Annotated in this window: 13 protein-coding genes; 5 read left to right on the forward strand and 8 right to left on the reverse strand. The window is 65.2% G+C overall.

Going from position 1 to position 12,905, the window contains the following annotated elements; genetic code table 11:
* Positions 1-65 precede the first annotated feature (65 nt).
* Positions 66-965 carry a hypothetical protein gene (locus tag BLQ71_RS22310; protein ID WP_074623308.1) on the forward strand — a complete coding sequence of 300 codons (900 nt, stop codon included), beginning with the start codon at positions 66-68 and terminating at the stop codon, positions 963-965.
* Between the two features lie 32 nt (positions 966-997).
* Here the strand turns inward: BLQ71_RS22310 and BLQ71_RS22315 are convergent, their stop codons facing one another.
* Positions 998-1,972, reverse strand: a complete 975-nt coding sequence (locus tag BLQ71_RS22315) for a hypothetical protein (protein WP_074623309.1) — start codon at positions 1,970-1,972, stop codon at positions 998-1,000.
* A gap of 173 nt (positions 1,973-2,145) precedes the next feature.
* On the opposite strand from BLQ71_RS22315, the gene BLQ71_RS22320 reads away from it, so the two are divergent.
* Positions 2,146-3,969 carry a M3 family oligoendopeptidase gene (locus BLQ71_RS22320; RefSeq protein ID WP_074623310.1) on the forward strand — a complete coding sequence of 608 codons (1,824 nt, stop codon included), beginning with the start codon at positions 2,146-2,148 and terminating at the stop codon, positions 3,967-3,969.
* A gap of 456 nt (positions 3,970-4,425) precedes the next feature.
* On the opposite strand, the gene BLQ71_RS22325 is transcribed toward BLQ71_RS22320, so the two are convergent.
* Complete coding sequence (locus BLQ71_RS22325; protein ID WP_074623311.1) at positions 4,426-4,728, reverse strand: DUF4389 domain-containing protein; 303 nt, start codon at positions 4,726-4,728, stop codon at positions 4,426-4,428.
* 137 nt (positions 4,729-4,865) lie between these two features.
* Between BLQ71_RS22325 and BLQ71_RS22330 the strand changes: the two genes are divergently transcribed.
* A complete protein-coding gene (locus BLQ71_RS22330; protein WP_074623312.1) occupies positions 4,866-5,924 on the forward strand; it encodes a dipeptidase in 1,059 nt (352 codons plus the stop codon).
* 1 nt (position 5,925) lies between these two features.
* Here BLQ71_RS22330 and BLQ71_RS22335 read toward each other — a convergent pair whose 3' ends face one another.
* The gene (locus tag BLQ71_RS22335; RefSeq protein ID WP_043137795.1) at positions 5,926-6,195 is read right to left on the reverse strand and encodes a DksA/TraR family C4-type zinc finger protein; all 270 of its coding nucleotides are present in this window, start codon (positions 6,193-6,195) and stop codon (positions 5,926-5,928) included.
* Positions 6,196-6,336: 141 nt separating this feature from the next.
* On the opposite strand from BLQ71_RS22335, the gene BLQ71_RS22340 reads away from it, so the two are divergent.
* Positions 6,337-6,855: a glutathione peroxidase gene (locus BLQ71_RS22340; RefSeq protein WP_074623313.1), complete on the forward strand. Its 519-nt coding sequence runs from the start codon at positions 6,337-6,339 to the stop codon at positions 6,853-6,855.
* Between the two features lie 57 nt (positions 6,856-6,912).
* Here BLQ71_RS22340 and BLQ71_RS22345 read toward each other — a convergent pair whose 3' ends face one another.
* The 3 genes from BLQ71_RS22345 to betA all read right to left on the reverse strand — a co-directional run bounded on the left by BLQ71_RS22345 (position 6,913) and on the right by betA (position 9,668).
* Entirely contained in the window at positions 6,913-7,149 is a 237-nt protein-coding gene (locus BLQ71_RS22345) for an HP1242/YdcH family protein (protein ID WP_043137800.1), read from the reverse strand.
* Between the two features lie 110 nt (positions 7,150-7,259).
* Complete coding sequence (locus BLQ71_RS22350; RefSeq protein WP_074623314.1) at positions 7,260-7,931, reverse strand: thermonuclease family protein; 672 nt, start codon at positions 7,929-7,931, stop codon at positions 7,260-7,262.
* 84 nt (positions 7,932-8,015) lie between these two features.
* Entirely contained in the window at positions 8,016-9,668 is a 1,653-nt protein-coding gene (gene betA, locus BLQ71_RS22355) for a choline dehydrogenase (RefSeq protein WP_074623315.1), read from the reverse strand.
* Positions 9,669-9,832: 164 nt separating this feature from the next.
* Here betA and BLQ71_RS22360 point away from each other — a divergent pair, with 164 nt between their 5' ends.
* Positions 9,833-10,780, forward strand: a complete 948-nt coding sequence (locus BLQ71_RS22360; protein ID WP_074623316.1) for a class I SAM-dependent DNA methyltransferase — start codon at positions 9,833-9,835, stop codon at positions 10,778-10,780.
* A 26-nt stretch (positions 10,781-10,806) separates the two neighbouring features.
* Here BLQ71_RS22360 and betC read toward each other — a convergent pair whose 3' ends face one another.
* Together betC and betI are read right to left on the reverse strand one after the other, a co-directional pair.
* Positions 10,807-12,315: a choline-sulfatase gene (betC, locus tag BLQ71_RS22365; RefSeq protein WP_074623317.1), complete on the reverse strand. Its 1,509-nt coding sequence runs from the start codon at positions 12,313-12,315 to the stop codon at positions 10,807-10,809.
* On the reverse strand, positions 12,312-12,878 hold the full coding sequence (gene betI / locus BLQ71_RS22370) for a choline-binding transcriptional repressor BetI (RefSeq protein WP_043137809.1): 567 nt from the start codon (positions 12,876-12,878) through the stop codon (positions 12,312-12,314). The genes betC and betI overlap by 4 nt, the downstream gene beginning before the upstream one ends.
* Between the last annotated feature and the right edge of the window lie 27 nt (positions 12,879-12,905).

A 12,905-nucleotide genomic window follows, 5' to 3' on the forward strand; every position in this document is an offset into this window, starting at 1 on the left:
GGAAAGTCACATCAGGACCAATGTCCGGTTTTCCCGACTGGCAGCTAAAGGGACATTGTGGGTACATGGCCCGGCATTCTGAACTGGACCTTGCCGACATGCTTCGCCCCCTCCTGCTCTGCCTCGGGCTATTTGCGCCCGCTGCTGCCCATGCGCAGTCCTTCAACATCGAGGGGACCGTCGCGATCAGCGCGCATGACTACCGCAACCTGTCCGGCATCGGTGTGATCGATGCCACCGCGTCGATCCCGCTCAGCCGCAACCATCCTCTGACGCTGGAATTCGGCACCTATCTCTTTGGGCTGGATGGCAAACGGCCGCATGAGACCTACGCCGCTTTCGCCTGGAACGACACCTGGCGCGCGGGCGTCGTGCGTCCGGCCTATGACCAGGTACTGCCCTCGGTCTTTGCCCGTGCGGCGCCCTATCTCGCCTATGAGCGCGCAGAATACACCCGCGCCCATGCCACGGTCGAGGCCATGCGCCGCACCGCCGTGCCCTGGGGACTGTCCTGGCAACAGAGCTATGGCCGGACCGATGTCGCCGTGTCGCTGCACGACGCGGTCAAGGGCAGCTTTCGTGCCGCCTCTGTGGCGGTGACCTACAACGGCGATGGCTGGCAACTGGCAGGCGCGGTGGAAACCGTGACCTCGCGCACGATGGATCACCACGGCATCAACGCCAAGCTGGGCGCGCGCTTCGACATCGGTCGCGCGGATTTCGGCGTGACCTGGCTGCACCCCGAGGTCAACGACAAACCGGACGCGATCGCGCTGGACCTCGTCTTTCCCGTGACCACGAAACTGGACATGATGGCCTTTGGCGAGTTCACCGACGGCGGCAAGGACGATGCTTATGGCATCGCGCTGGACTACAAGCTGCGCCCCGATACAAGCGTCCTCTTCGCTGCCACCGATGGACGCGGTGGCAGCGGTATTCACCTGACGCTCGAACGGCGGTTCTGATCCCGCTGCATCGTCAGTTTACCCGGCAGGCCTCAGCCGCAGGACGCGTCGAAGCCGATCATGCCTTCGCCGATCCCGGTGACGCGCAAGGTGCACGACTGGTCCCCCACATCGACACCCAGGCTGCTGTCGGCGGCAACGCGCTGTGTCTGGACTCCGTTCACGGCGATCCGCGCCTCCTGACCCTCGCTGTCCACGCTGGACACGAAGACACGCAGGGCACCGTCGGCAAGGCTGACCGTGTGACCCGGCAACACGCCATTATCGGGGGCCGCGACAGTCACCGCAGGCGGGATCACCCCGCAGTCAGACCCCAGCGTCACGCCCCGGTCACTCATCGACGCAACCGTGACCGAACAGTCCCGGCCATCCATCGACACAGGGGTCGAGCCACCGGCCCCAAGCGTCACCAGCGATCCGTTCACCGACAGCCGCACGGACCCGCCCGCCGGGTCGATCCGAGACACAAAGGCCCGCACCGCGCCATCGGCGAAAAGCGCGGTATCGCCGACGCCCAGCGCATCGGCAGAAGCCATGCCGCTGTCGGGTTCCGGCACTTCCGCCGCATCGGGTCCGGCATCAGCCGGCGCGGCAACAGCGGCGGCGGCCACGCGTGTGGTTTCCTCGATCCCCTTCGACAGGTCGGCCAGCGACGTCTTGATCGTCTCGGCCTGCGCCGCCGAGGTCTTGGCAATGTCGTCCCCCAGCTTGGTCCGCAGGTCGTCCAGCTTGGTGGTCATCTCCTTCGACAAGCCCGCCGTCAGCGCCGACATGTCGGGCGCGTTCTCGGCCAGACCCGTCTCAAGCGCGTCCAGCCGTTTCTGCAAGGCGGCCAGCTGTTCCCCATGCGCCTTGGCGGCCTTTTCGGCCGCCTCCTGCGCAGGCACCACGGTATCGTCGATGACCTTGCGCAGGTCGGCGGGGCTGTCCGACCCGCTGAAGGCGACGCCGGCAAGGACCCCGATCACGAGGCCGCCTGCACCCAAAAGCAGTGAAGCATTCGACATGCTGAAATCTCCTCCCTGAATTCGATTGTTGGTTCTTTCCTGACCCAAGCTTAGCCAGACTCCGCCGCCGATCCGAAATCTTTTCTGCGTCAAGCCCTCCAAAAATATGGGGCGCCGGTTGCCTTCGCGCGGGCCTGCCCCCTATGTGAAGGGAAACGACAAGAGGGTTCTCCATGCACACGTTCGCCAAAACACCGCTTTTCGACGCCAACGCCAGTGCCGGGGGCAAGAACCTGGGCGATCTGCCCGAATGGGATCTGACCGATCTCTATGCCTCTCCCGACGCGCCCGAGCTGAAACGCGATCTCGACTGGCTCGAAGAGGCCTGCCGCAGCTTTGCCGAGGATTACGAAGGCAAGCTCGACACGCTGGATGCCGACGCCTTCCTGACCCTGGTGCAGCGCAACGAGCGGATCTCGACCATCGCCGGGCGCATCATGTCCTTTGCGGGCCTGCGCTACTACCAGCTGACCACCGACGCTGAGCGCGCCAAGTTCCTCTCTGACTGCCAGGAGAAGATCACCAATTACACCACCCCGCTGGTCTTTTTCTCGCTCGAGGCCAACCGCCTGGGTGACGACCACTACGAGGCGCTCTTTGGCGCCAATCCCGATCTGAACCGCTACAAGCGTGCCTTCGACCGGATGCGCGCCATGAAGCCCTACCAGCTGTCGGACGAGTTGGAAAAGTTCCTGCACGACCTCGGCGTCGTCGGCGACGCCTGGGAACGGCTTTTTGATGAGACCATCGCCGGGCTGACCTTCGAGGTCGACGGCGAGGAACTCAACATCGAGGGCACGCTGAACCTGCTCACCGAGCAGGACCGCGACACGCGCGAGGCCGCCGCCCGAGAACTGGCCCGTGTCTTTGCCGAGAACCTGCGCACCTTCGCCCGCGTGCACAACACGCAGACCAAGGAGAAGGAGGTTCTGGACCGCTGGCGCGGGATGCCCACGGCGCAGACCGGCCGCCACCTGTCGAACGACGTCGAACCCGAGGTGGTCGAGGCGCTGCGAAACGCGGTTGTCGACGCCTATCCGCGCCTGTCGCACCGCTATTACGAGCTGAAACGCAAGTGGCTGGGCCTCGACACCATGCAGGTCTGGGACCGCAACGCGCCCCTGCCGATGGAGGCCACGCGCACCGTCACCTGGGACGAGGCGCGCGAGACGGTGATGAACGCCTACAACGCCTTCGACCCCCGCATGGGAGAGATCGCCACCCCCTTCTTCGACAAGGGCTGGATCGACGCGGCGGTGAAACCGGGCAAGGCGCCGGGTGCCTTCGCCCATCCCACGGTGACCGAGGTGCACCCCTACGTCATGCTCAATTACCTGGGCAAACCGCGCGACGTGATGACGCTGGCGCATGAACTGGGCCACGGCGTGCACCAGGTGCTGGCGGCAGGCCAGGGCGAGATGCTGTCCTCGACGCCCCTGACGCTGGCCGAGACCGCCAGTGTCTTTGGCGAGATGCTGACCTTCCAGCGGATGCTGGAGTACGCCAAGGATGATCAAGAGCGCAAGGTCCTGCTGGCCGGCAAGGTCGAGGACATGATCAACACGGTCGTCCGCCAGATCGCCTTCTACGACTTCGAGTGCAAGCTGCACGAGGCCCGTCGCGGCGGCGAGCTGACCCCGGACGACATCAACGCGCTCTGGATGTCGGTTCAGGCGGAAAGCCTCGGCGGCGCCTTCGAGTTCATGGAAGGCTACGAGACCTTCTGGTGCTACATTCCGCATTTCGTCCACTCGCCCTTCTACGTCTACGCCTATGCCTTTGGCGACGGTCTGGTGAACGCGCTTTACGCCGCCTACCAGGAGGCGCCCGAGGGCTTCCAGGACAAGTATTTCGACATGCTCAAGGCGGGCGGATCGAAGCACCACAAGGAATTGCTGGCACCCTTTGGACTGGACGCGAGCGATCCGAAGTTCTGGGACAAGGGGTTGAGCATGATCGAGGGATTCATCGATCAGCTTGAGGCGATGGAGGGGTGACAGCCGGGAAACTGTTTCTGATCTGCGCGATACCGGGAATGGTTGGCATCATATGCTTCCAACAACTGCAGGTTTGGGACAAAAAGGGCGTTGCGCGTAGCCTGGACGCGCAATTGTCCTTCTTTGCCGAGGCTGCAAATCTCAATTGTCTTCGCGCAAATCAGATCAAAGAGTTGGCCCGTGCTCGGCGATGGCACATCGCCGAGCCGGACCCTCGGTTTTACAATAGCGGTCCCGTCCGCGCTGATGCTTCCATGCGCATTTTTACGGAACCGCCGATGCCTTTTTCCAAGGAAACTGGCATCCGGTTTCTGTTCGACGAAAACGGATGCTGGATTGTCTCTTAACTCGACACAATCACAAAGAGCCAAAGGTGCTCTGGAGCTCGTTCAACAGGCGTGATGAGGCACATGGACTTCATTGATCCATCAATCTGTGTGCCAACTCGCCCCCCCTTTAATCCAGCTCCGTCCACGGCCAGGGTTTCACCTCCGACGCCCCGGTTTGGTAACGCGCCGCCTTGGCCATCCATATCCCAAGGTCCGTGCCGAATTCCGCCAGCCTTTCGTTCGGCTCGTGCTTGTTGACCAGCAGGATGCTCGCCTGCACCACCGTCGCAACGGTCAGCACCGTCTGCGCCAGGCTCAGCATCAGCCAGATCAGCACCATGTAGAGCAGCCGCATCCCCATCGGCTCTGCCTCGACCTCCGGCTGCTCTCCGTGCAGCCGTCCCTCGATCCTGTCGTCGTCGTTCGCCATGACACCCCCGTTCCACCGATACGATGGGCAAAGCCTAACCACGCCTTGCCTTGCCGCCAAGAGACAAGGATCGCCCTTGCCAAGCCCGCCGCCAATCGGGTCAGATCGCGGCCATGTCCCAGCCCGAAAGTCCGCCCATGCCCATCCCCTTCTTTGACGGCCACAATGATTTCCTGTTGAGGCTGATGAAGTCCCCCGCCCCGCGCGAGGAGACTTGGCTGGGCACCTCCGCCGGGCATATGGATCTGCGGCGCATGAAACAGGCCGGGTTCGCGGGCGGGCTCTTCGCGATCTTCGTGCCGCCGGTGCCGGACGGGGCACCGCCGCCCGACTTCAAGACGCTCATGGCCGAACCGCCCTATGCCCTGCCGCTGCCACCCGAGATGGACCACGCGACCGCCCAGCCCACCGCGCTGGAGATGGCGGGCCTGTTGCACTGGATGGCGCGTGCCGCGCCCGATGACTTTGCCCTGTGCCGCAGCGCGCATGAGATCGACGCAGCAATGGAAAGTGACCGCATCGCCGGCGTCATGCACATGGAGGGCGCCGAGGCCATCGGCCCGGATCTCGACGCGCTTTACCTGTTTCACGATATGGGGCTACGCTCGCTGGGGCCTGTCTGGAGCCGCCCGACGATCTTTGGCCACGGCGTGCCGATGGCCTTTCCCGGCACACCGGACACAGGCCCCGGCCTGACCGACCGAGGCCGCGAACTCATCCGGCTGTGCAACGAGCTGAACATCCTGATCGACCTGTCCCACATGAACGAGGCCGGCTTCGACGACGTCGCCCGCCTGTCCAAAGCGCCGCTGGTGGCCACGCATTCCAACGCCCATGCGCTCTGCGCCTCGCCGCGCAACCTGACGGACCGGCAATTGCACGCGATCCGCGACACGGGCGGCATGGTGGGGTTCAACTATGCCACCTTCTACATCAATGCCGATGGCCGCGCCGATGCCGGCACGCCCTGGGAAATGATGTTGCGCCACATCGACCACCTGATCGAAACCCTGGGCGAGGATCACGTCGGGCTGGGGTCGGATTTCGACGGCTGCGTCCTGCCCGACCTCATCGGCGACGTCACCGGCGTACAGGGCCTGCTGGGCGCCATGTCGGCGCATGGCTACGACGATGTGCTGATCGCCAAACTGGCCCGCGACAACTGGCAAGCCTGCCTTGCCCGCACCATAGGCTGAGTCACTTCAGCTGGCTGTCCTTTGACCCGCGGCGGTTGATGCCCCCGCGCTGTGCCGAACGGCCATCGCGTTCGCTGGCGCAGTCGATACACAGCTTGACCCCCGGGATCGCCAGGCGGCGCTTTTCCGGGATCTCCTCGCCGCAGTCGGCGCATTCCTTCAGGCTGTCACCCTGCGGACCGCGGCGCAGCTTCATCCGTTCCAGTTCCTCGGCAATGCTGGCCTCGATCTGTTCGCTGACCGCGCCGTCCCGGCTCCATCCGCCTGCCATGTCACACCTCTTTGCCGCCCAGGGCCCCATCGCAACAGTCCAGCACAAAAGCCCCGACCGGCGCAAGATGGGCTGCGGCGCCGATCCCGGTCTTGACCGCCCTGCCGCTGCGCTACCTCCAGTGCAAAAGGAGTGCCCGTAATGATCCGACTCGCCGCCCTGTTCCTGTCCGCCATCATCGCCCTGCCCGCCTGGGCTGCGCAGGGCTTTACCTTTGCCAGTATCGACGGCGGCACCCTGTCGATGGACGATTGGCAGAACCGCCCAATTCTGGTGGTGAACACCGCCTCGCAATGCGGGTTTACGCCCCAATATGACGGCTTGCAGGCGCTGTACGACCGCTACCGCGACCAGGGCCTGGTGGTTCTCGCCGTGCCCTCCGACGATTTCCGGCAGGAACTGTCCTCGGCGGAGAAGGTCAAGGAATTCTGCGAAGTGAACTTTGGCCTCGACATGCCGATGACCGACATCACCCATGTGCGCGGGGCACAGGCCCATCCCTTCTACCGCTGGGTCGCGGATCAGACCGGGTTCAGCCCGGCCTGGAATTTCAACAAGATCCTGATCGGCGCCGATGGCACCGTCCGGGCCACCTTTGGATCGACGACCAGACCACTGTCGGCCAAGATGACCCGCGCCATCAAGGAGGCGCTGAACTGAAAACGCCCCGGCCATAGGACCGGGGCGCGTGTTGTCTGGCAGGGCCAAGCCCGGGGATCAGGCGCTCAGCAGCGCGTAGATCTCGTCCTTGAGGGCGGCGCGCTGCTTGCGCAACTGCTCTTCCGCCAGTTGCTCCATCGGCTCGACGTTGGTTTCGGCGCGGTGCACCTGGCGGTTGACCTCATGGTACTCGTCCGCAAGCTTGGCGAAATGCGCGCTCGACTGTTTCAGAGCGTGCATCTTGTCGGTGAATTCCGGAAATTCCTCCGACAGTTCATGCGGCGTGTGGGACATTGGCGTCTCCTTCATTTGTGTCCGCCCTCCAATTTGCACAGGCGGCGGGCACAGACTTTGACGCGGATCAAACCTGATCGCCGCATACGCTTTTTAGCGAAAAGAACCGGTCAGCGCAGCGCCCGGCGCCAGCCGGCCGCCCGGGCTTCCTGCTCGGAACAGAACCAGCGTTCGCCCTTGTCCATGCTGATCCGGGTGGCCTCGTACCAGGCCTGCCCCGGAACATGATAGATCCGAGCGCCGGAGTTGGTCGAGATGTTGCCCTTGATCCTGCAACCTTCGGGCGCAGAGGCCAGGCGCTGCGCTGCGTGGCCCCGACGGGTATCGGAGCGGAAGGCAGAGGGCGATTTCACACCCGTTGCATGCAGCCCGGCCTTGCGCCGGGCGGCGATGCGTTCCTGCGGGACATAAGCCTCGGAGTAGCGTTCATAGGCAAAGGCAAGGCCGCTTTCGACCAAGGTTTCGCCAAGGTCCTTGCCATCGACCCGACAGCGCGCCACGACGCGGTCATAACGGTCGCGATCCAGCTCGACGCAGGAGGCGGTGCGGCCCTCGTAGCGGGCGCGGACCTCGCCGCTGACCCAGGAACCGCACCCCCACATCGGCGCCCCGCCCCCGCCGCATCGCTGGCCGTTTTCGGGGGCATCGATGCCGTGCAGGCGGATATTGGTCTGTCCGATGGCGACCGTGTCACCGTCGATCACCCGCAAAGGGCCATTGAGATCGGCAGAGGCAGCGGTGGCGGTGGCAGCAAGAACAAGAGCGAAACAAAATCTTAACATGCCGTTAAGATCGGCACGCTCCTGTCCCGTTTCAAGACAAAAGTTAACGAAAGGTTAACCGCCGATGAGGGCGGTTAACATGTCTTAACGCTGCGCGTTCTCCCAGTCCGGGTGAACCCAGGGTTGCGCATTGTCCGGCAGCAGGCGGCGGCCCAGCACATGATCGGCGATCTTTTCGCCCACCATGATCGAGGGCGCGTTGAGATTGCCGTTGGTGATGCGCGGAAAGATCGAACTGTCCGCCACCCGCAACCCGTCCACGCCGATCACCCGCCCCTCGGGGTCGACCACGGACCGCGGATCATCAGCCCGGCCCATCCGGCAGGTGCCGCAGGGGTGATAGGCGCTTTCGGCATGTTCACGGATCACCGCGTCAAGATCCTCGTCCGTCTCTGCCTCGGCGCCCGGCTGCAATTCCTTGCCGCGATAGGGAGCAAATGCCTCTTGTCCGAAAATCTCGCGCGTCAGGCGGATGCAGCGGCGGAAATCCTGCCAGTCCTCTTCCGTGCTCATGTAGTTGAAGAAGATGCGCGGCGCCTCCTCGGGGTCGTTCGACCGCAACGTAACCTCCCCCCGAGAGGGTGAGCGCATCGGCCCCACATGCGCCTGAAACCCGTGCCCTTCGGGCGCCACCTGGCCGTCATACCGCACGGCGATGGGCAGGAAGTGGTACTGGATGTCGGGATATTGCACCCCGGCCTGCGAGCGGATGAAACCGCAACTCTCGAACTGGTTGGACGCCCCCGGCCCGCTGCGGGCAAACAGCCACTGCGCCCCGACCCAGGCCTTGCCTGCGAAGCTCCAGTATTTCGCCAGGCTGACCGGCTGCGTCGCCGCCATCTGGACATAAAGCTCGAGGTGGTCCTGCAGGTTCTGCCCCACGCCGGGGCGATCCGCCTGCACCTCGATGCCCTGTTCCGCCAGCTGCGCCGCCGGTCCGATCCCCGACAACATCAGCAGCTTGGGCGAGTTGATGGCGCTGGCCGCCAGGATCACCTCGGCCCGGGCCTGGATCACCTCGACCTTGCCGCCACGCGACACCTCGACCCCCGTGGCGCGCCCCTCGTCAAAGACCACGCGCCGGGCCAATGCCCGCACCAGCTTTGCCCCCTGTTTCAGCGCGGGCCGCAGGTAGGCCTTGGCCGCCGACCAGCGTTCGCCCTGCCAGACCGTCATGTCGAAGGCGCCAAAGCCTTCCTGTTGCTCGCCGTTGTAGTCGCCGGTGACCGGATAGCCCGCCTGCCGCCCGGCCTCGACGAAGGCCTGCACCAGTGGGTTGTCGCGGCGCCCGCGCGTGACGTGCAGCGGCCCACCCTGCCCGCGCCAGGCCGGATCGCCGCCGTGGCCGCCGTCGTGCCAGTCCTCCATCCGCTTGAAATAGGGCAGCACGTCAGCATAGCCCCAGCCGTCGCAGCCCTCCTCGCGCCAGTGGTCATAGTCCAGCGCGTGCCCGCGCACATAGATCATGCCGTTGATCGAGGACGACCCGCCAATGACCTTGCCACGCGGACAGACCAGCCGCCGCCCGCCAAGGTGCGGTTCCGGCTCTGTCTGGTAGCCCCAGTCGTAGCGCGCCATGTTCATCGGGTAGCTGAGCGCCCCCGGCATGTTGATGAAGGGCCCCCAGTCACTGCCGCCATGCTCGATGACGATCACCGATTTGCCCGCCTCTGTCAGGCGCCCCGCCACGGCACATCCGCCCGAACCGGCACCGACGATCACATAATCCGCTTCCATTTCCCTCACCGCTGGTGATTTTGCCGGGGACAGGGGCACGGCGCCCACTTGACAGGCGCACCGCCTGTCCCCTTATTCCAGAACGCCCGCCACTGGCCGGCACATGTCTTTCGCCGCATGACCGCCCGCGCGGTCCATGAGCGACCTCTCGAAAGTCTGACCCGATGCATGGGACGCGTTTTCCCTCCGGCGATCCGCAGGCCGACAGGCGTGCCGAATTTGCCGAAACCCTGGCCCACCTGGGCGATGCCGCCGGCGCCATCGAGGCCCTGACCGGGGCGCTGGAGCTGGCCCCCGGATGGGCGGCGGGCTGGTTCCGCCTCGGCGAATACCTCGAGGCCACGGGCGACACCGAGGCCGCCGTCACCGCCTACAACCGCGCTTGCGCCGCCGACCCGGCCGATCCGCTGGGCGCCGGGCTGCGCCGCGACCTCCTGCGCGACGTGCCGCTGGCCGATCGCCTGCCGCCCGCCTTCGTGGAACTGCTCTTTGATCAATACGCGCCCCGGTTCGACCGCGCGCTGGTGGATCGGTTGGGTTATCGCGGCCCGGAACAACTGGGCCAGGCGCTGGACCGGGCCGGGATTATCCGCGTGGACCGCGCGCTGGACCTCGGCTGCGGCACGGGACTGACCGGCGCCGTTCTGCGCCCGCGCAGTGGCTGGCTGGCGGGCATAGACATCTCTGCCGGGATGCTCTCCGAAGCCCGCGAAAAGGCGCTTTACGACCGGCTGGACCAGGCGGACATCACCGCGCTGGAGATCGGCGAAAGCTTTGACCTGATCGCCGCGGGCGACGTGTTCAACTATATCGGCGCGCTGGAACGCACCATCGGCTGGTGCGCCGGATCGCTGACCCCGGGCGGCACGCTGGTCTTCAACGTGGAACAGGGCGACGGCCCCGTAACGCTGCACGAAGGACGCCGTTTCCGGCATTCCCGCGCCTATGTCACGGGCCTTCTGGACGAGGCCGGCTTTGCCCGCGTCTCCTGCACGGAGTGCACCCTGCGCCACGACCGTGGCGCGCCCGTGGCCGCGCTGACCGTTCTGGCCAGCCTGCCCGGATCGACCGTCACCTACCAGGGCGACGGGGAAAGCGAGGTTCCGGCCTGACCGTCCTGCCGGGTGGACAGGCCGCATCACTCCCCCCGTGGAAAACGCTTGTTTTCCTCCAGCACGTTGAGATCCATGTGGTTGCGCATGTAGCGCTCGCTGGCCTTTTGCAGCGGCTGGAAATCCCAGGGGTAATAGCCGCCCTGCCGCAGCGCCTCGTAGACCACCCAGCGCCGTGCCTGGCTTTGCCGGACCTCGGCGTCGAACCGCCCCAGGTCCCAGCGCCGCGCCGACGCCGTGCGGAATTCCTCCATGATCTCGGCCTGTTCCGGCGCCTCGGCCAGGTTCACCAGCTCATGCGGATCGGCCTCGAGGTCGAAAAGCTGTTCCGGGTCCAACGTGCAATCGGTGTATTTCCACTTGCCCCGCCGCAGGCAGACCAACGGCGCATATGAGGCCTCGGCTGCATATTCCATCGCCACCGGCGAGACACGTTCGCCGCCCCGCATCACCGGCACCAGGCTCTCGCCTTCGGTCCAAGGCATGACCTCGGACATGTCCACACCCGCCAGGTCACAGAGCGTCGGACAGATATCGATGTTCGACACCGGGGCCGCGACCTGCGCGCCCTCCATGCCGGGCACCGAGATCATCATCGGCACCCGGGCCGACCCTTCGTAGAAGGACATCTTGAACCACAGGCCCCGCTCGCCCAGCATGTCGCCGTGATCCGAGACAAAGACCACGATGGCCTCCTGCCGGGTGTCCTCCAGAACCTGCAACAGCTGCCCGATCTTCTCGTCCAGGTACGAGATATTGGCGAAATAGGCCTGGCGCGACCGGCGGATGTTCTCCTCGGTGAGGTCGTAGCTGCGCCAGTCGTTGGCGTCGAAGATCCGTTTCGAATGCGGGTCGTGATCCTCGTAGTCCATCGCCGGGACCTGCGGCAGCAGATGGTCGCACTCCTCGTAAAGATCCCAGAACCGCTTGCGTGCCACGTAGGGGTCATGCGGATGGGTAAAGCTGACGGTCAGGCACCAGGGGCGGTCATCGTTGCCGCGCGCCAGGTCATAGATCTTGGCCGAGGCGTTATAGGCAACCTCGTCGTCGTATTCCATCTGGTTCGAGGTCTCGGCCACGCCCGCGCCCGTCACCGAGCCCATGTTGTGATACCACCAGTCGATGCGCTCTCCGGGCTTGCGATAGTCCGGCGTCCAGCCGAAATCGGCCGGGTAGATGTCGGTGGTCAGACGTTCCTCGAATCCATGCAGCTGGTCCGGCCCGACGAAATGCATCTTGCCGCTGAGGCAGGTCTGGTAGCCCGCCCGGCGCAGGTGGTGCGCATAGGTGGGAATGTCGCTCGCGAACTCGGCGGCGTTGTCATAGACCCGCGTCATGCTGGGCAGCTGCCCGGACATGAAACTGGCTCGCCCCGGCGCGCAAAGCGGCGAGGCGGTATAAGCGTTGGAAAACCGCACCGAACGCGCCGCCAGTGCGCGCAGGTTGGGCACATGCAACCAGTCCGCCGGCCCGTCGGGAAACAGCGTGCCGTTCAGCTGGTCGACCATCAGGATCAGGATATTCGGCTTGGTCATTGGGTCCTCATCAGGGCATGGGCGGTTTCGGTCACGTTCTGCGCGGCCCCCGAGACGCCCTGCCCGGACAGGGCGGCGCGCAGGTAGACGCCGTCGATCAGCGCCGCGATGCGGTCCGCCACCACCTCGGGGGCCTCGGTGCGCCCGCGCAGCGCGTGCACCAGGTTCGAGTGAAGGCGCCGCTGGTAGACCTGTAACAGGCGCGCCGCCTCGGGTTCGCGCAGGGCCAGAACGTAAAAATTCAGCCAGGCGGACACGGTTTCGGGCTGAAAGAAGCTCTCCGCGAAATTGGCCGCGATCAGCGCCTCCAGCCGCCGGTCCTGCGGGGCCTTGGCCAGGGCCGCGCGCACCTCGGTTCCGTATTCGGTCAGGATGTGGCGCATGGCGGCAAGGAATATCTGCACCTTGCCGCCGAAGTAGTGATGCGCCAGCGCGCTGGACATGCCCGCGCGGCGCGCGATCCGCGAGACGGTCACGTCGAGGCTGCCGGCCTCGCCGACCTCGGCCACCGTCGCCGCCAAAAGCGCAGCGCGCCGTATGGGTTCCTGTCCAATCTTGGGCATGGCGGCAGGATGGTTTTTATTGACTGG

Source organism: Antarctobacter albus (assembly GCF_900101505.1).
Lineage (GTDB): Bacteria > Pseudomonadota > Alphaproteobacteria > Rhodobacterales > Rhodobacteraceae > Antarctobacter > Antarctobacter albus.